Origin of the sequence: Hirschia maritima DSM 19733 (assembly GCF_000378345.1) — a bacterium.
GTDB classification, from domain to species: Bacteria; Pseudomonadota; Alphaproteobacteria; order Caulobacterales; family Hyphomonadaceae; genus Hirschia; species Hirschia maritima.
In genome coordinates this window covers 25,362-44,090 of sequence record NZ_KB899545.1, presented here as the reverse complement: position 1 = coordinate 44,090, position 18,729 = coordinate 25,362, and the positions used below count along the sequence as shown (strand labels likewise).

The following is an 18,729-nucleotide window of genomic DNA, read 5'->3' as shown; positions in this document are numbered from 1 at the left end:
TTCTGATATATGGGGAGAATATCATGTCCGCAGCAATTCTACATCAAAAAACACTATTGTCGCTTTCCGATACACCGACTCATCGACCCGCAAAAGAGATTTCAAAATCAGCCCTCGCCTTTGGTTTAGCAGGAGCTGTCACGCTCAGCCTCTTCATGACGATGGAGTATCTTATTCGAATAGATGCAGTTGAGATTATTGAAGAAAAAACTGGTGGCATAAGAGATATCCACCCGGAAGCTCCCAAAGTTGATGAGCCAAGGACAGAAAGATCTCCAATTGAGCGCATAGAAACGGCTATTCCACCAGCTAAGCCAATCATCAACGATCAGAAAACCTCTGCACCGGAACTTCCAACTCCCAAGATTGATCCCACCGCACCCGAATTGAGTATCGGTGACTTTATCATCCCCACATCTATGCATTCTGGTCCAACGGTGGCGATGGCGATACGCCAGCCTATCCCAACCTATCCAAAATCAGCACTTCGTCAGGGCCTATCTGGAAGCTGTATGGTCGCTTTCTCTCTCACTCAACAAGGTCAACCATTTAATATTACGGCAGATTGTAGCGATCCTGCTTTTGCAAAATCCGCTGAGCGAGCAGTCGGCAAAGCTGCATTCTCTCCCGCTAAAGACGCCAATGGATTGCCCATTATCTCACACAATATGGTTTTCCCCCTCGAATACAAAATGAACTAAACTCTCTCTCAAATCTCTACGAACTATCAGCCCTTCTTTTCAAGAAGGGTTTCTTTTTATTCGCTTTCCATTTTTTTGAAGGGGCTGGGCAAGCTCTCAAACTCTGATACTCTCAACATAAGTTCAGTTCGATTGTTATAGTGAGGAAGTTATGGACCAGATGATTAATTCAGAAAGTCTACTGGCAATACACGAACTCATCGGACAACATCGAGAATTCATTTCAAACACTTGGCAATTTTTTGTCAGCGTCCACATAGCGATCTTTGGTCTACTTTTCATGATCAATCCGGATCGCGTTAATATCGCCTCGCGCTTTGTTTTATTCAGCGCGTATGGCGGGTTTATGTATCTGAATTACAATGCACAATTAGACAATTATAGATATGCTCTTGAACTTCTCACGCTAGCAAGAGAATTGGAAGAAGGATTGGGTAAGACCCAATCTATAATAACCAATGTATTTAATCGCCCAGGCTGGGTGTTGGAATATCTAATCTACATATTCGGCATATCCACAAGTGTCGGTGGCGCATTGATTCTTATACCCAATCGCCCCCGCAAAAGAGACACAAGCTTAGACAAAGAATTGTTTGAAGATTGATACCAATATTGCACAAGCGGCAGGATCATCACCATTGAAACTCATTTTATTGACTAGCTTGGCTATGCTTGCCTTTGCCGCAAATTCAGTGATTGGACGCATCGCGCTGACCGAAAATGCATCAGGAAGCGCCTTCATTGACCCTGGAAACTATACACTTATTAGAATTGTTTCTGGCGCAACTATTTTATGTGCTCTGACGGGTCTAAAGCATGGTCTCTCTAAACAAGCACTCAATGGCAGCCATCCAATCTCGGCTTTGTTCTTATTGGGGTATGCTGCTGCTTTCTCCTATTCATACGTGTCAATCGATACCGGTATGGGTGCGCTTATTCTCTTCGCCTGCGTCCAACTATCCATGTTTGCCTGGGCCATATTCAAACAAGAAAAACCGCATTATTGGGAGTATTCAGGTTCCATCATCGCATTACTTGCATTGTCTTGGTTAGTGTCCCCCGGGCTTACTGCACCGCCATTGATACCCGCCATGCTGATGGTAATTTCAGGAATCGCTTGGGCTGGTTACACAATAAGAGGGCAAAAATCCCCAGATCCACTTTCAACAAGTGCTGGAAACTTCTTGATAGCTAGCCCAATTGCTCTGCTATTTTTAAACCCGACCAATATAACTCATTATGGTATTTTATTGGCGGTTTTGTCGGGAGCACTCACTTCTGGGTTAGGCTATGCTCTTTGGTATTCTGTACTGCCAAACCTTTCCACCACACGCGCGGCAATTTCACAACTTTCAGTTCCTATTCTTGCGGGTATTGGTGGCAGCTTCATTTTAGCTGAAGAGTGGAGCGCGAGGTTTTCAATTTCATCGCTATTCATACTGGGGGGCATTGGTCTCGCTATTTTCGGAAAGCAAGCAAGAAATTAAGTTCAAAAGAATACCTCTCTTAAAGTGAAAGCCTATTGTAAAATAACTCTTTTCTGATTTGCTACTTAGAAGTGAGAATCGAGTAAGGAGTCACTCCATGCAAGAGAGCACACAACGCGTCATTGATATGATAAGGCGCGCGCGCCCCAAATTCACCAATGAAGATCTACAGGATATTTATGAAGAGCTGACAGATTTGTCTCCTTCAGAATTTATCGAAACTCTGCAAACTCCTAAGAAAATCAAACTCGGCTCCCCAGAAGACCCCAATTTTATTGCTTTTATGGAAGCTCGCAACAAACTCTCAATGGTCAAGACATCCGAATATGTTCAGATGTTACTTAAAGCCTTAGATAAACGAGGCCTGCTTGGGTCGTATCAGCTAAATACAAGCCAAACGAGTTCTGTTGCCAAATTCTATGAAGGGCTCACACGCAGGTTGAACTCTGAAACAATTGTCACGGTAGCATTAGACATGGCTGCAGGGCGTATTTAACGCCCTGCTCACCCCATATTAAGGACAAGGGTTAGGTTGCACTTGATGGATCGCATTCACGCAATCTTCCATCACCTCACTCCATTCAAGATCAAACGCATCGATACAAATTTTCAGTTGTTCCATTGTTGTTGATCCAATGATGGTTGATCCCATATATGGACGCGTATCACAAAAACGAATGGCCAATTGTGTTGGGTCTACTTCCAATTCGAGCGCCAAATCGAGATAAGCATTCAAAGCTTTTTCCGCGATAGGTCCTTCATATCTTTGCAATCGATTGAAAAGCTGTTTGCGTGACCCAATCGGCAAAGCACCATCCCTGTACTTTCCTGTCAAAACACCTTGTGCCAAAGGAGAATATGCTAGCAATGAAACGTCTTCATAACGACAGACTTCTTCCAAAGCTGTTTCAAATTCTCTGTTCAGGAGATTAAATGCGTTCTGTATTGAAGCAACACGAGAAGTGCCGCCCTTTTCGGAAGCCTGTAAGAACTTCATCACGCCGTATGGAGATTCATTGGAAAGCCCTAGGTGACGAATGTTACCTTTTTGGACATGTTCTTCTAATGCATTGAGTTGCGCGTCAAATGTCTCTCTCTCAGCTTGCCAATCGCTCTCTGACATTTTCTCACCGAAGATCGCCGCTTTTCTGTCAGGCCAATGAAGTTGATACAAATCAATGTAATCAGTTTGTAGGCGTTGAAGACTTTGCTCAACTGCTTGGTCAATCTGTTCTTTAACGATGCGGGTTAAGACTGGTTTTTCACCACGCATCCAGTTAATCACGCTCGATCGACCCGTGATTTTTGACGCAAGAACCACCTTGTCACGATTACCGTTTTTCTTGAACCAACTCCCGATCACTTGTTCAGTGTTTCCATAAGTCTCAGCCATTGGCGGAATGGAATATAGCTCAGCAGTATCAAAGAAGTTGATCCCTCGCTCTAAAGCATAATCCATCTGAGCATGGCCTTCTTGCTCAGTATTTTGTTGGCCATAAGTCATCGTGCCCAAACAACACACAGATACATCAATATCTGTGCGTCCTAGTTTTCTCATACGCATTGTCATGGCCTAATCCCCTCCAAGGAAGCTTTTTAATTCTAAATAAATGTAGATAGCTGCCAATGATCAGTATTCAAGTAAAATCAATCACATTATTGTGATTGAGAATGCCTCGCAAATGCTGGACTAGACACCCATATGATTTCATACTCGAAAACAAAAATTGGAAAATTCTTATGAAGAAATTATCTGTTCTGGGCGCGCTAACTAGCGCATCAATTTTTTCTATTGCTGCATTCACACCCATCAGTGCTGTTGCTGAAGAAAAATCTGCATCACTCGCGGAAACAGTCGCAACTCAACTAGCAGAAACAACTGCCGGACAATACGATGTCGAAAAAACACACGCTTTTCTGTTCTGGGAATTAAGCCATGGTGGCCTATCCACATACACAGCTAAATTCACTGACTGGGATGCTAGCATTGATTTCAACCCTGAAAACCCTGCTGCTTCAACCGTTACTGCTTCGATCAACCCTGCCTCTGTTCAGACAGACCACCCGACAAAACCGGATGAATGGCACACAGAATTAGCGAACGATTTTTTCAAAGTCGGTGAATTCCCAGCAATTACTTTCAAGTCCACTTCCGTAAAAACGAATGGACCAAACACGGGTGTTGTCACTGGAGATTTAACATTCCTGGGAGTGACCAAATCTATAGATCTTGATGTAAAATATAATGGGGTAGCCAATAAGCCTTGGTTAGGCGATTTGGACATCATTGGCTTTGACGCATCTACAACAATTACCCGCTCTGAATTTGGCCTTGAAAACGCCCTTCAGTATGGCATTGGCGATGAGGTTACAATTCGTATTTCAGCTGAGTTTTTACAGGTAGAAAAAGAAAGTGCTGCTGAGTAAGCCTGCAGTCACAAACAATTCATCCAATTTGCTCCGCATGGTTATTGCTATTGCGGGGCATTTTGTTCTCTAATCAACTTTGACAATGGGGAAATTAGCCTGATGCGACAAGGTTCTGACATGTCGGTTTTTCGCAAAACAAGTATAATCTTGGCTTCAATTGCTATGTTCGGAGTATCCGCGTGTGTTTCCCCTGCAAAGCAATCAATTGCAGAGGTAGAAGCCGGTAATTACACATTGGATAAATCGCATGCTTCGCTTGTTTTTTCAGTCAAACATATGGGCCTAGCTTGGTATACCATGCGGTTTGATGAATTTGACGCGACAATCAATTTCGACAGCGAAAATCCAGAAAATTCTAGTGTTTCCGCCGTCGTAAACCCTAAGTCCATTAGCGCAAACCACCCAGATCAGGGCAAGGAGTGGGATGAAGAACTCGCAAATGATGATCGTTTCTTAGCAGCAAATACATTTCCAGACATCACATTCAATTCTTCCAGTGTTTCGGTGACTGGTGATAATACCGGCTATATTACTGGCGACCTTTCCCTATTAGGTGTCACCAAGCCAATAAGTTTGGAAGTCACATTTAATGGTTCAAACTCTGTACCATGGGCACCGGGAAAAACGATAATTGGCTTTTCAGCCAAAGGCTCATTCAACCGATCAGATTTCGGCATGGATGTATACATACCCAACACTGTCAGTGATGAAGTGCGTTTTCAAATTGAAGCCGAATTTGGTGAGAATTAAAAAATCTTGTAAAATCAATTTGGTTCAAAACTATTGGTTCATTTGGAGTCCTCAATGCAGCTATTGAAACATCGATATTCCGCCGTCGCCATAGCACTTCACTGGGTTATTGCACTTGCAATTATCGGTATGATTGGTCTGGGCTGGTATATGGGTGATTTGCCAAGTAGCGCTCCCAATAAAGGCAGCTTGTACCAACTTCATAAATCAATCGGGATCGCTATTCTTATACTAACAATAGCGCGCATATTGTGGCGAATGTTAAATAAGCCACCTGAAGAAATTCCTATGGAACACACTCAAGCAATAATTGCCAAAGCGGTGCACATTGCATTTTATGCCTTGATGATTCTCATGCCATTGACCGGATGGGTTTTGGTATCAGCTTCACTTAAAGGCATCCCCACCGTTATTTTTGACACATTTAACTGGCCTCATATGCCCTTCTTGGCTTCGCTAACGAACGAAACAAAAGAGGCAATTCATCCCTTTTTAGAAAACGCTCACAGCAAGTTGGCATGGGTGGCTATCGTATTACTGGCCCTACACATAGCTGGCGCATTGAAACACCAATTTATGGATAAAGATGATCTAATGGCACGCATGATACCTGGACTGTTCGGTGAAACAGATGGCGTAAGGCAACCTTCAAAGGGCGGTGTGATAGCTTTTGGAGGCGCTGCTCTCTTCTTCGCAGGGATTGTCGGTCTTGGAATGATTATGACACCCGCTGCCGCTAAGCCCGCTTCACCTCCCCCTACCTCTGAAACTGCTAATTTAGTTCCTGTTGAGAAAACAGAGATCGCTCCGAATTGGACGATTGATAAAGAAAACAGTAAAATCGAATTCTCGTTCACCTATGATGACAAGCAGCACAATCTGTTCTTTGAAAAGTGGGACGCTAAAATTGAGTATAATGATGATGCAAAAGATGAAGCACGCATTGAAGTTGTAGTTGAACCTGCAAGCGCCAAAACTGGCGATAAATATGGTGACCTTTATTTAAATAGTGCCGTCTTTTTCGAAACAAAAAAGCATCCTACAGCGACTTTCTCAGCCGACGGCGTATTCATCACCGAAGATGGGCTCGAATTAACTGCCGTGCTAAACTTGAAGGGGAATGACTACCCTGTGCGAATGCCATTCACTTTATCATTTGACGCTGACAAAGCTGAAATGAAATCCAGTTTCATTTTAGACCGTGTCGCACTGGATCTCGGAACCTCAGACCCTGCAGCAAATAAATCGACATCTCAAAATGTAGATATCAAAGTGCATGTTGTTGCCACAAAGATAAACTAGATTTAAAGCGTGACGCATCCCATATGTGAAGTTGCGTCACGCTAAAAAAGACCCCGATACTCAATGTCAGATAAAATCCAAACCCCAAGCCATGACACCATGGAAATGGCCGCACAGATCATTCGTGATGGAGGCATTGTCGCCATTCCAACGGAGACGGTTTACGGTCTGGCCGCTGACGCCACAAATGGAGAAGCTGTCGCTAGAATTTACGCTGCGAAAGGTCGTCCTAGCTTCAATCCTCTAATTTCACATGTCCCCAACCTGAAGATGGCGAAAACACTTGCCCGTTTTAATGATGTGGCATTGAAGATGGCTGAAAAGTTTTGGCCTGGCCCGCTTACTTTGGTTCTACCAAAATCAGAAGATTGCCCTGTAAGTGACCTCGTCACAGCGGGACTGGACACAATAGCAATTAGAATTCCAAACCACCCTATAGCTCGCGGTCTGATAGAAACTGCACAACGCCCACTTGCGGCTCCATCGGCCAATCCTTCAGAGGCTTTGTCTCCCACAACAGCGCAACACGTGAGCGATGCTTTGTCTGGCAATGTTGATCTTATTTTAGATGGTGGCGCTTGCCTTCGCGGCGTTGAATCGACTGTCGTATCTTTGGCAGATAAACGCCCTGCTCTCCTGCGCCCCGGTGCTCTGGCACGCGAGGAAATAGAGACAATTACAGGTCCCCTCGATGCGCCATCAGAAAAGATTGCCAGCCCTGGTATGATGCGACGTCATTATGCACCAAATGCAAAATTGCGTTTGAATGCCAAAAAACCTGAAGGCAACGAAGCCTACCTTGGCTTTGGCCCGACCACTCAAAAAGTGGCCGCCAATTTATCAACGTCAGGTGATCTTATAGAAGCCGCCGCAAATCTATTTGCAATGTTGCGCATACTTGATTTGCAATATGGCAATATTGCGGTGGCTCCCATCCCGAAAGAAGGATTGGGTGAAGCAATCAACGACCGCCTTAAACGCGCCGCCGTATAGCCCTTCAGTAGGCTGAAGATAGTCTTTAATTCGCCTTTTTCGCCAATAAGGATTAACCTTACCAAATACACTTGACGTAAGCGCCCAAGCATTGAATGTGCGCATTATAGCAAGTTGAGCTAAACTGGTATTGGAGTGGGCTGATGCGGACGTTTTCTTTTCTCTTGGCGATTATTGCCATTGTTTGTGGTGGAGCTTGGTATTGGCTCTCTCAGCAAGGCTCGCCTGCAGCCAGATCGGCTGAAGCACCAGCTATGCCGGCTGCTGTTGAAGAAGCAGCAATTGAGGCTCCCCCTGCTCCCGAACCAATTGTCATAGAAGACGAATTGATAGATGCAGATGGAAATATCGACTTTGAGGCCTTAAACGATTTAGCACCTGCTGCAGGGGGAATCGTTCAACCAGCTCAAGTTGGTACTAACAGCTTCTCAGATGGTGAACCCATTATTGCAACCAGAACCGTTGAAGCGGCAGCTCCAAGTGAACTGGATAATTTCAAATCTCGCCCGATAGCATACAACCGCCCCCCCGAAATATTGGCATTGGGAAAACCTGTTGATGTATCTCTTATTATCGATGCAACAAGCGAAGCCAATCCCGCAGCTGGACTAGAAGGTTTTGAAGGTGAAGTTGTCAAACGTGATGTTGTTTTATCTGATGAAGTTGCAGCACAGCTAACTGGGGCAGCTTTTGACATTGAGCTAATGTCTGTCTCTCGTCAGATCCTCTCTTCACGCGCTCAAAACCGCTGGCAATGGCGCGTCACCCCAATTGAAGAAGGTGAGCACATGCTGATCCTTGAGATTTTTGGATACGCGCAAGGCTCAAATGCAGCAGAACCGCTGGACGCCTATCGTGACCGCATTTCAGTGGAAGTAAAACAGCTAGACAAAATCGTGACGTTAGCCAAAAACTATGAACCAGTTATCGGAGCTATAGGTGGTATTGCAGGTGTATTCTCAGCGTTGTTTGCTTTCATACGCTTCACAACGAACCGCCGTAAAAAGAAGAGAGCCTAAGCGCCTCTTCTATTTTCCTTTTGGTTCAGGTTGGGGACGCGTGAACACCCACTTGTCTTTGGCCGATAGCGCCGGATCAAATGTGTAACCTTCGGAATTAAAACCTTTGAGATCCTCAACCTGCGTCAAACGATTGTCGATAATGTAACGCGCCATCAACCCGCGTGCTTTCTTTGCAAAAAAACCGAGAGTACGTGCTTTGCCATCTTTTATGTCTTTAAAATCACAACTTACGATCGGCGCTTTTAGGGCTTTTTTATCAACTGATTTGAAATATTCATTTGATGCTAAATTCACGACCACTTCATCGCCATCATTTTTGTCAAGATCCGCATTCAATTGCTTGGAGATTTTATCTCCCCAAAATTCATACAAGCTTGATCCGCGACGTGTTTTCAACTTGATCCCCATTTCAAGGCGATAGGGCTGCATCGCATCTAAGGGGCGCAACAAACCATAAAACCCTGATAATATTCGGAGTGTCCCTTGCGACCATTCCAATGCCTCTTGATCAAGAGACTCAGCATCCAGCCCAATATAAACATCTCCATTAAAAGCTAATGCAGCTTGTTTTTCAGCTTCTGAATTTCCTTCGGGAATAAATGCTTGAAATCTATCATAATTCAAATTCGCGAGATCCTCGGAAATCCCCATTAACTCTCGCAATTTTATACGAGAAAGACCACGAGTAGACTTTGAAAGAATCCGCGTTTCATCCGCTAGCAATCTATCCGTAACCGGCAATTGCAAAGGTGCAGCTTCATAATTTAGAGATTTGGCAGGTGATAACAGCACAAGCATTGATTTGCCCTCAATCGAATCCGACTCAATTAGATAGTTTCTAATTTACTATCTAGTATCACCGCACCGTGCTCGCAATCTCATTACACCAAAACATTCAAAAGAGACTGCAGGACACATCTAAAAGACATGCCCTGCACCGCTATGTTAAAATCGTAACGCAGCACCAAACAGCAATTGTTTAGAATCAATTTTTCCTAGATCTTTTTTCAAAATCTCTCCACGTAATGAAAGAGAATCTGAAACGGCGAACTCAACGCCCCCTCCAAATAATACTCCGCCTTTTCGTTTACTATTGCTTGCGACATCAGAGTTAGAAGGTGTGGTCAGCGATGTTTTAACTGAAGCATTAGCGTACCCCACTCGTCCATAAATTAACGCATTATCTGTTACCAATATGCCAGCTCGCAACGATGCATCTATGGCTAATTTGGGATCGGCTCTGTAGGAATATTCGTCATTAGACCATGTCACTGTTGGACCCGCAGTCGCTAATCCCAATTCTCCGCCAACAACAAAATTATCTCCGGCCAACGTGTCATACCCAACAAAGCCTCGGAACTCTTTGCCGTTCTTTTTAACTGTACCCGTATCCACGCCTGAAATTGGATTTTTGGCTTGGTTTTTAGCTAGACCAACATTTCCCCCAATGGAAAAACCATTAAACGGACTATCCGCGTGCGCTGTGGCAGGAATACTAAGAAGTGCAATGACGGTTGTAAGAGTAGACCATCTAGACATTGAAAATTCTCCAATTCATCGATCAATAGCGATCGAGGTCGGAGATAAATTGTTTATATGGATCAAACTCATGTATTTGATCGACTTTCTATGAAGACGAGTTTTCTTCATAAATTTTGATGTCGAACAGCGCACTCACTGCACACAGGAAAGTCAGAACCATATTCTCGTTCCACTCAACGCTTTCGCAGCAAAACCTCCACAAAAACTCCACGCTATGAACCTTCAATCTTCTCAACTTTAATTGTTTAGAAAATTGAACGTATGAGAGATTTTTTAGCCTCCCTCCCCCCTCCAATAAAAGCACTTGCTTTCTTTGGCTGCCTTTCAGTTCTTACTTCATGTGCAACACCACAAAAGCAAGCAGAACTAACTCCTGAATTACGCCCTTTTGAAGGTTACTGGCGCTTACATGATGAAATCGGAACAATTCAAATTTCAACTTGCGAAAAAGACAATCAAAAAATATGCGGCCAGCTAATTCAATTTCAGGGAAAGACAAATGACCGAGATTTTTCCAATCCAGACTTTTGGGCATGGGGACAGAAAGTTTGCGGCAGTCAAATATTGCACGACTTACAATACAATCAGCGTTCAAAAACGCTTACTGGATTTGTTTACATTCGAGAAAAAGGAAAGGTCTTTAATATTGAAGCGTGGCCAAGACACACAGGTCGCCTCGAAGTTCTAATCTATGAAGGGACTAGTATAAACGAAAGCGTCGACATCGCTATAAACGCCGCCCTCGGCAATCTTCCGGACATGTTGAGTAGTGCTGACTACCTTTTCCGTCTAACTGCAGGAAAAGAAATTACCGGTGAATTGGCTCATTGGAAAAAAGTTATCTCTCCATTGGACAGATGTGACACACCACAAAGAGAAAAATGGAAAATAAACAAATGAAACAGATTTTCTCAATCTGCATATTATTGTGCACATTTTCATTTCAAAGCATTGCTCAGGAACAAGACAGTGTGATGGGGTTTTGGCTTACTGATGACGAATCCTTGATTATTGAAATCACAGAATGCGAGGCCGGTAGTCCTAATGTTTGTGGATTTATTCGTGACTTCTACAAACAAAGTGCAGAATACCAAATATTGCTTCAGAATGCAGATATCTTATGCGGAATTCCTTTGATTTCCAATTTATCCAGAAACGAAGAAAAATCGCGCTGGGATGATGGTCAAATCTTTGATTTAGAAACAGAAACTATGTACGGCGCAATTCTAAAAATCACAGATGGCAATCTAATTGTTAGAGCTTATGACAAATATGAATTCATGGGCCTCAATTATACTTGGAAAAGAACATCTCCCACCGACGAAAGTTGCGTTCAGTCTAATGAATAGAAAGCTTTGAACCAACAAACCAATTGCTAAAGGTGCTAAACCAGTTCAAAACCCATTCCATTCAGTAATCAGAGTGGACTATTAAGCGCAATATTATGGCTTGGACCAAAACATATGAAGGTGATGAACCACAACGCATCAATAAATGGTTAGGCCAGTCTGGTGTCTGTTCACGCCGTGAAGCCGAAGGTTTGGTTGAGCAAGGGTTGATATCAATTGATGGAACGACCGTCACCGAGCCGGGGCGTAAAATAGAAAAAGGCGAAACTCTTACTCTAGCTGACGCAGCAACTGACAAACTCTCCAGCGCGTTATCTATCGTCTTAAACAAACCTATTGATTATGTCTCTGCTCACCCCAATAACGGAGAAATTCCAGCTGTTAGATTGCTAACTCCAGCAAACCTTGCAGGACGTTGTGAAAACCTCCCCAACAGAGATTCCAGGCTTGCGCCTGTAGGTCGCCTCGATAAGGATTCTCGAGGCCTGCTTATTTTGACTGAAGATGGTGTGCTGACAAAAGCTGTCATTGGCCCTGATGCGGAAAGTGAAAAAGAATACCTCGTCACAGTGAATGGCAAAATCACACCCGATAAGATTAGCAAACTGTGCCATGGCCTTCGCATGGATGGACGCGCACTTAAGCCCGCCAAAGTCACACATGAAGGCGGTCAACTTTTACGTTTTATTTTGATCGAGGGCCGAAATCGTCAAATCCGGCGCATGGCTGAATTAGTTCAATTGCATGTCGTGGATCTGTTTCGCATTCGTATTGGGCATGTACACATCGAAAATCTTCCAGAAGGCAAGTGGAGGCCCCTATCCTCCAGAGAACGCGATGGTTTGATTGATAAATCAAAAGCTGACACCAAGCCTAAACCAGATCCACAAATACAAAATGAAACCACCCCTTCGACAAAAAGAGCACCGTCGCTTGAACAACGCAAGCAACAGCTCCGCAAGCAAGGCTCAGGTAAAAACAAGCAAGATCAGGGGCGCAATGCTGCTGGATATTCCAAGCATAATCGAAAAGCTAAATCGCGCCCCAAATACCCAGGTTCTAAATAACTAGAACAGACCTCGTTTAAGCAATTCCTTTGGACCCGATTTATCTTCTAATCGCATATTTGCGATAGGTGAGCCCTCTCCCTCTTTGTTTTCAAATTCAACAAACAATTCAAACGCAGGCATCAGGTTCTCATGTTTTTTGCCGTTCGGATCAAAGATCTTCCATTCCAAACACCATAGGTCAGATATTGGTGATAATTCAAAACTCTCATCAGGCTTAACTTCTTGATCAATAGCAGATGGGTTAACCCACAATGTACGCGCACTAATAGAACCTGGCTCGACTATAAAAGGTTTGATCCACACAGTACTTCGTCCGTCAGCTGTGTACTCTTGAACACGAATACGCTCTGCGTCCTTTTCTGCTTCACATTTCTCTGGGTTTGACGATTTAACGGCGTGTATATCGGAAACAACAAGTGAGCGCGTACCACGATTAGATAGCACCATATCTGTGTCGGTGAAGAACCTATAATTTACGCTCTTGGAATCACTGTTTGAACCGTATCCTCGACTGACTTGACCTGTCACTTTGGCCACTGCTGCAGTCAATGTGTATCTGGAATCGAAAAATGTCAGATATGTCGTAAAACTGGACAACACCATCGCGGCAAGTGCCAATACCGAACTAGAAATATTACGCATTTTATCCCTCTACCCTGTTTCCCTTAGCTTTATCTCTAAGCAGTTTTCTCAATTGTTTTGCAAACTTCCGCACCTGGTTTTCACCACTCAACCCTATGCGTGATATTTTTGATGGCTTCTTATCAGTTCCGAAAATTATCAAAGACCCCTCTTCATTATCCTCGGGTAACTCGTAGCCATGTTCATGAAAAGTGTCCCGCACTCCATGCCATTCCGATATTGGGTCATAACCGTCCTCAATCGATCCACGATCATTGGGCGGATCTACTACGATTGTTTTTTCAAGGGCTCCAGAAGTAAGTAAATGTTCAACCTCCCAACATGTTCCAGGTCGGGGAGAAGGCAAGAGGACAATCATTTCTGCATTATCCATCAACAGTTTGATTGCGTCTTGCCACACATTATCATCCACTCGAATTCGGCCTGCTCCCATGTGCTCTAGCGGCTTTCCCAGCGCAATTAATTTGCCCAATGGACGAAGCGCTTTTTCAATTTCTTCCTCAAACTCCACTCGATCAGACGCAAGCATCAACGGTCCATTTCCAATGGAGCTGGCGCCCACCCTTAGGAGTTTTGATTTTTCAGCGGCTATTTTTCCTGTAGACACAAATGGACGCAAATACAGAATAAATGGGACCAAATTTTCATCCCGCGCTCCCCTTAGAGACTGAAAAATCTCTTCGGCGTCCAGATCTCGTTTTCTCTGCTCATACCATCCCTCAAGGTCAAAAAGTATTTGAGCAATCAATACTGACGCGACAAGGGCTGTCACGAATACAAATAGCGCTAGTGCCGGTGGCAACTGTGGGCGGCTGGCCGCAAACACTGCGATAAATGTTCCCATCAACAGGGTAAATATCAACGCCACCATACTGAGGCGTCGACCAGAATCTGTTCCGTTTTGCGATTCTACCCTTTCAACAAATTCTTTTATCTTCATATGCATGCCTTGCTATGCTCGCCCCACAACATGATTAACACTAGCAAAAGCATTTCATGGAGAATACGCTTTTTTTACATTTTTCTATTTTTAACTCTAAAGTATTTTAAATTTTCACCTTCCCATGAATTCAATAAAATAAATTCGAGTTTCCACTCAATTATTTACTTGCCACCTGCGTTTAGTAACCGTAATTTTCATTCATGCTAAAATCATTTCTTGAACGCCTTAAAGGCGATGCGTCCGCCGAAAAACCAGAATATTTGAATGAAAGCGACGCGCGAACCGCGGTCGCTGCTTTACTCGTTCACGCAGCTCATGTTGATCACGATTATACCTCAGTAGAACGTGACCTCATTTCCTCCATTCTTGGGCACATATACAAATTGCGCAGCGATGAAGCAGCAACATTGCGCGAAGAAGGCGAACAAGCTGAAACAGAGTGCGCTGACACTTTTCGTTTTACTCACCTCATCAAAACAAGTCTTCCCGAAGCAGACAGGCTTGTTGTGCTTGAGGGGCTGTGGAGCGTCATATTATCTGACGAAACACGCGATCCCAATGAAGATGCGCTTGTAAGAAAACTAGTTGAGATGATGGGACTGGAGCCAATTGCATCTGCTCACGCTAGACAACGCGTAGAAGCTGCAATGAATCAGTAAGGAATACAAACATGAAGATGCGGATATTGATATGTGGAATAACAGCACTGTCTGCGCTTCATGCATGTACTTCAACAGACAAAAAATTAGAGAAGTTTTATGGCAAACCCATTCAATATATAATGTTGGAACGCGGTGAACCGGATCAAGTCATCAACATGCCGCATAATGGCAAAGCATTCCAATGGGATCAGAAACCGAAAAATGTAGCATCCAAAGTTATTGGTGATCGAATTATTGGTGTCGATATGTCTGATGAATGTCGATACACAGTATTCACCGAATGGGATGAACTACAGGATGCCTTTATTATTTATGATCATGAAGACGTGAAGTTCGGTTGTTGAGAAGTATAAAAACGAATTTATTTCTGCTTTTTCAAATTTCTAGCATTCTCAAATTTATCAAGAATTTCCTGGTTCGCGCCGGGACCTGCGATGGCACGCACATCATTAGGCTCAATGGGTTCGCCGCTCTCTGAAACGAGTGACATTGTGGTCAATTGCCTTCCGGTATTTCTCTCCGTCAATAATACCGCTTCATTTCCGTCCCCGCTTATATACTCATTTCCCCACAACAAAATGGCAAACAACGGAGTTCTTAAAGCTGCCCCTTTGGGCGTAAGGTGATAGGAATATCTCGTACCATTTTCACCCACATTTTTTTTCTCAAATATCCCCTGTTCAACCAAGGTCGAAAGGCGATTGCTGAGTAAGTTTTTCGCGATTCCAATATTTCGCTGAAACTCACTAAATCGAGAAACGCCGTAAAAAGCTTCGCGAATAATCAACCACGTCCAATTATCTCCAAAGATATTGAGTGCTTGAGCTATAGCACAAGGTTGATTATGTGTTTGCGTCATTCATGCCTCCAGCAATCTACTATTCTTAGTATATAATGGTTGCAAACAAAAACCAAACAAGTATATTGGTTTCATTATTAAACCAAAAAAAATACTGATGCTGAATCACATTGTGCACGGAGACATAATGAATTCGCACTCCAAATTTGCATAAGATTGCGGAGCAAAGAACATTTCTTTGTTTCCGCATAGAAGCAGGCTCGTACACCTTAGCCCAATCTCTGATGTACGAGCCTGCCTCTTAAAATATGCTATTAGAGGGACAAGGACAGGAAACGCTCATGACAGTTCAAGTTGATTTTATTTTCGATATTACTAGTCCGAACGTATTTCTGGCACACAAGATAGTGCCAGAAATTGAAGACCGTACAGGTGTCAATTTCAACTATGTACCGGTTTTGCTGGGTGGCATTTTTAAAGCTACGAACAACCAACCGCCTATGATGACGATGGGCAATGTCACAGGTAGGTTTGACTATGAACGTATTGAGTTTGCTCGCTTTCTAAAAAAACACAACATAACAAACTTTAAAATGAACTCAGCCTTTCCTGTGCACAGTGTTCTTATGCAACGTTGCGCAATTGCAGCCAAAGAAAGAGGTGAACTTCGTCCATACCTTGATGCAGCTTTGGATGCGACATGGACACAAGACAAAAACCTAAAAACAGCAGAAGCAATTGAAGAAATCTTAAACGCGGCAGGCCTAAACAGCGCCGAAATTCTTGAAGCGGCTCAATCTGACGAAATCAAAGGTGCGTTGATGAACAACACATCAGAAGCTGTTAAAAGAGGATGTTTTGGCGCCCCCACATTCTATGTCGGTAAAGAAATGTTTTTTGGTAAAAATACTCTCCGAGAAATCGAAGAAGAAATCATTGCACAAAAAAACGCTTAGCTGATCAACACAAAACTGTCAGCATTAAACCCAACATGTTTGTTTCTGAAAGTTTCAACTATCCAAGTCTGACCTGACTAGCTACACACAACTAGATTGATAACGTTGTGAGTTAGATTCCGATGACAGATACGCTGCTTCTCGCTTTCATTTTTCTATGTGCGGGTGTTATTGCCGTTCCGATAGCATCCCGCCTCGGTCTTGGTTCTGTCCTTGGTTATTTGATTGCTGGAATTGTCATCAGCCCAATTCTCTCTTTGCTAGATGTCGACATTGTTTCCATTCAGCACTTTGCGGAATTTGGTGTTGTAATGATGCTTTTTCTTGTTGGGCTAGAGTTGGAACCTAAAGTTCTTTGGCAAATGCGTGCCAGGTTATCGGGATTGGGTGGTGGACAAGTAGTTCTCACCACCATCGCAGTAACAGCAATCAGCATGGGCTTGGGTTTAAATTGGAAATTTTCACTCGCTATTGGTTTGGTTTTAGCACTCTCCTCTACAGCCATTGTACTTCAAACTTTAAATGAAAAAGGCTTGATGAAAAGTGATGGCGGGCAAGCCAGTTTCTCCGTGCTTTTGTTTCAAGATATAGCCGTTATACCAATGCTGGCGCTATTGCCACTGTTGGCAATGCCTGACCTCGTGGATTCAGTTGGTCATGGCATCCAATCAGCCGAAATTCACGGTGAAGCTGGACACCATGATACGCATGCTTCTGAAAACAATCACGGAAAAGACGATCATCACGATGACCACACAAGCCTTAGCCTAGTCGAAGGGTTAAACGGTTGGCAAACTGCTCTCGTTACGATTGGAGCCGTGGCAGCCATTATAATTGGAGGTAATTTTCTAACGCGCCCTCTATTTCGTTTCGTTTCAGGGGCACGCTTGCGAGAATTGTTCACTGCAACTGCTTTGATGATCGTTATCGGTATAGCTGTCTTGATGATGCTGGTTGGGCTTTCACCTGCCTTAGGGACTTTTCTGGCAGGAGTGGTGTTGGCCAACAGTGAGTATCGCCATGAGTTGGAGTCCGATATCGAACCATTTAAAGGCCTGTTGCTGGGAATATTTTTCATCACCGTCGGAGCTGGTATCAACTTTACACTGCTCTCAGAAAACTTCTTGCCAATTCTTGGATTAACACTTGGCCTGATTGCCTTAAAAGCCACTATCATAATGATACTAGCTTATGTCTTTAAAATTCGTGGCGGCCAAAAATGGCTCTTTGCATTAGGATTGGCACAAGCAGGTGAATTTGGTTTTGTATTGCTATCATTTGTTGTCAGCAACAACATTTTGCCTCCGTCCATTGCAGATCAACTGATGTTGGTCGTTGCATTGTCAATGCTGTTAACACCGGCCCTATTTATAGTTTACGACAAACTCATTGCCCCTCGATTTGCTCAATCTCAAGCTAAAGAGCAAGATAATATAGAAACCTCTAGCCCTATCATTATTGCTGGGCGCGGACGCGTTGGTGGAATTGTTGATCGCATGCTTCAAGCTGCAGGCTATAATTCAACCGTGATTGACTACAATTCCGGCCACTTAGACATATTGCGTACGTTTGGGATCAAACATGCCTATTTTGGCGATGCAACCCGCCCAGACCTTTTACATGCAGCAGGAATTGAGGAAGCAAAATTACTTATCGTAAATATCGATAATAAAGACCAGATCAATCAACTCGTAGAATATGCGGTATCCAACTACCCAAAATTACATGTCATCGCACGTGCAGTTGACCGCGATCATGTTTATGAGTTGTACAGCCTCGGTTGCCGAGACATCATTCGAGAAACTTATGACAGCTCATTGCGCATTGGGCGCTCAGCTTTAGAAGCTCTGGGGCACTCCCGCGAAACTGCAGAAGAACTTAAAGACCACTTCAACAAGTGGAATGGCGAATCCATGCTGGAAATCGCACAAGTCTACGATATCAATGTGCCTTCATATGAAAATCAGGAATTGATCGATAAAATCCATGAAATTCAACGTACGAAAATTCCCAAACTAAAAGAAGAAATGGCTTCAATAAAGACAAAGAACTCTACCCACCAAAAATAGAATTCAATCGGG

Annotated in this window: 22 protein-coding genes; 16 read left to right on the top strand and 6 right to left on the bottom strand. The window is 43.6% G+C overall.

Annotation, left to right across the window (positions count from 1 at the left end):
- Positions 1-23 precede the first annotated feature (23 nt).
- From F551_RS17100 to F551_RS0105500, 4 genes are all read left to right on the top strand, one after another.
- A complete protein-coding gene (locus F551_RS17100) occupies positions 24-701 on the top strand; it encodes an energy transducer TonB (protein ID WP_018996495.1) in 678 nt (225 codons plus the stop codon).
- Between the two features lie 151 nt (positions 702-852).
- Positions 853-1,305 carry a hypothetical protein gene (locus F551_RS0105510; RefSeq protein WP_018996494.1) on the top strand — a complete coding sequence of 151 codons (453 nt, stop codon included), beginning with the start codon at positions 853-855 and terminating at the stop codon, positions 1,303-1,305.
- A gap of 34 nt (positions 1,306-1,339) precedes the next feature.
- The gene (locus F551_RS0105505; protein ID WP_026296672.1) at positions 1,340-2,188 is read left to right on the top strand and encodes a DMT family transporter; all 849 of its coding nucleotides are present in this window, start codon (positions 1,340-1,342) and stop codon (positions 2,186-2,188) included.
- Positions 2,189-2,285: 97 nt separating this feature from the next.
- Positions 2,286-2,684 carry a hypothetical protein gene (locus F551_RS0105500; RefSeq protein WP_018996492.1) on the top strand — a complete coding sequence of 133 codons (399 nt, stop codon included), beginning with the start codon at positions 2,286-2,288 and terminating at the stop codon, positions 2,682-2,684.
- 18 nt (positions 2,685-2,702) lie between these two features.
- Here F551_RS0105500 and F551_RS0105495 read toward each other — a convergent pair whose 3' ends face one another.
- Entirely contained in the window at positions 2,703-3,752 is a 1,050-nt protein-coding gene (locus tag F551_RS0105495) for an aldo/keto reductase (RefSeq protein ID WP_026296671.1), read from the bottom strand.
- A gap of 176 nt (positions 3,753-3,928) precedes the next feature.
- On the opposite strand from F551_RS0105495, the gene F551_RS0105490 reads away from it, so the two are divergent.
- The 5 genes from F551_RS0105490 to F551_RS0105470 all read left to right on the top strand — a co-directional run bounded on the left by F551_RS0105490 (position 3,929) and on the right by F551_RS0105470 (position 8,682).
- Positions 3,929-4,615, top strand: coding sequence for a YceI family protein (locus F551_RS0105490; RefSeq protein ID WP_018996490.1), 687 nt, complete (start codon positions 3,929-3,931; stop codon positions 4,613-4,615).
- A gap of 102 nt (positions 4,616-4,717) precedes the next feature.
- On the top strand, positions 4,718-5,368 hold the full coding sequence (locus tag F551_RS0105485; RefSeq protein WP_018996489.1) for a YceI family protein: 651 nt from the start codon (positions 4,718-4,720) through the stop codon (positions 5,366-5,368).
- A gap of 54 nt (positions 5,369-5,422) precedes the next feature.
- Positions 5,423-6,670: a cytochrome b/b6 domain-containing protein gene (locus F551_RS0105480; protein WP_018996488.1), complete on the top strand. Its 1,248-nt coding sequence runs from the start codon at positions 5,423-5,425 to the stop codon at positions 6,668-6,670.
- A 63-nt stretch (positions 6,671-6,733) separates the two neighbouring features.
- A complete protein-coding gene (locus F551_RS0105475) occupies positions 6,734-7,663 on the top strand; it encodes an L-threonylcarbamoyladenylate synthase (RefSeq protein ID WP_018996487.1) in 930 nt (309 codons plus the stop codon).
- Positions 7,664-7,806: 143 nt separating this feature from the next.
- On the top strand, positions 7,807-8,682 hold the full coding sequence (locus F551_RS0105470; RefSeq protein WP_018996486.1) for a hypothetical protein: 876 nt from the start codon (positions 7,807-7,809) through the stop codon (positions 8,680-8,682).
- 9 nt (positions 8,683-8,691) lie between these two features.
- On the opposite strand, the gene yaaA is transcribed toward F551_RS0105470, so the two are convergent.
- Positions 8,692-9,483, bottom strand: a complete 792-nt coding sequence (gene yaaA / locus F551_RS0105465) for a peroxide stress protein YaaA (protein WP_018996485.1) — start codon at positions 9,481-9,483, stop codon at positions 8,692-8,694.
- Positions 9,484-9,630: 147 nt separating this feature from the next.
- Positions 9,631-10,224, bottom strand: a complete 594-nt coding sequence (locus F551_RS0105460; RefSeq protein ID WP_018996484.1) for an outer membrane protein — start codon at positions 10,222-10,224, stop codon at positions 9,631-9,633.
- Positions 10,225-10,488: 264 nt separating this feature from the next.
- Between F551_RS0105460 and F551_RS0105455 the strand changes: the two genes are divergently transcribed.
- The 3 genes from F551_RS0105455 (at position 10,489) to F551_RS0105445 (ending at position 12,643) form a co-directional block, all read left to right on the top strand.
- Entirely contained in the window at positions 10,489-11,127 is a 639-nt protein-coding gene (locus F551_RS0105455) for a DUF2147 domain-containing protein (RefSeq protein ID WP_018996483.1), read from the top strand.
- Positions 11,124-11,576, top strand: a complete 453-nt coding sequence (locus tag F551_RS0105450) for a DUF2147 domain-containing protein (protein WP_018996482.1) — start codon at positions 11,124-11,126, stop codon at positions 11,574-11,576. Before F551_RS0105455 ends, F551_RS0105450 begins: the two co-directional genes overlap by 4 nt.
- A gap of 95 nt (positions 11,577-11,671) precedes the next feature.
- Entirely contained in the window at positions 11,672-12,643 is a 972-nt protein-coding gene (locus F551_RS0105445; RefSeq protein ID WP_018996481.1) for a pseudouridine synthase, read from the top strand.
- Here F551_RS0105445 and F551_RS0105440 read toward each other — a convergent pair whose 3' ends face one another.
- Complete coding sequence (locus tag F551_RS0105440) at positions 12,644-13,288, bottom strand: hypothetical protein (RefSeq protein ID WP_018996480.1); 645 nt, start codon at positions 13,286-13,288, stop codon at positions 12,644-12,646. It abuts the gene before it with no gap.
- Between the two features lies 1 nt (position 13,289).
- Positions 13,290-14,234 carry a hypothetical protein gene (locus tag F551_RS0105435; RefSeq protein WP_233355215.1) on the bottom strand — a complete coding sequence of 315 codons (945 nt, stop codon included), beginning with the start codon at positions 14,232-14,234 and terminating at the stop codon, positions 13,290-13,292.
- A gap of 197 nt (positions 14,235-14,431) precedes the next feature.
- Here F551_RS0105435 and F551_RS0105430 point away from each other — a divergent pair, with 197 nt between their 5' ends.
- Complete coding sequence (locus F551_RS0105430; protein WP_018996478.1) at positions 14,432-14,890, top strand: tellurite resistance TerB family protein; 459 nt, start codon at positions 14,432-14,434, stop codon at positions 14,888-14,890.
- An 11-nt stretch (positions 14,891-14,901) separates the two neighbouring features.
- Positions 14,902-15,237, top strand: a complete 336-nt coding sequence (locus tag F551_RS0105425; protein WP_018996477.1) for a hypothetical protein — start codon at positions 14,902-14,904, stop codon at positions 15,235-15,237.
- Positions 15,238-15,254: 17 nt separating this feature from the next.
- Here F551_RS0105425 and F551_RS0105420 read toward each other — a convergent pair whose 3' ends face one another.
- Positions 15,255-15,752, bottom strand: coding sequence for a winged helix-turn-helix transcriptional regulator (locus F551_RS0105420; protein WP_018996476.1), 498 nt, complete (start codon positions 15,750-15,752; stop codon positions 15,255-15,257).
- 281 nt (positions 15,753-16,033) lie between these two features.
- On the opposite strand from F551_RS0105420, the gene F551_RS0105415 reads away from it, so the two are divergent.
- Positions 16,034-16,648, top strand: coding sequence for a 2-hydroxychromene-2-carboxylate isomerase (locus tag F551_RS0105415; protein WP_026296670.1), 615 nt, complete (start codon positions 16,034-16,036; stop codon positions 16,646-16,648).
- A 122-nt stretch (positions 16,649-16,770) separates the two neighbouring features.
- A complete protein-coding gene (locus F551_RS0105410; RefSeq protein ID WP_018996474.1) occupies positions 16,771-18,717 on the top strand; it encodes a cation:proton antiporter domain-containing protein in 1,947 nt (648 codons plus the stop codon).
- Positions 18,718-18,729: the final 12 nt, after the last annotated feature.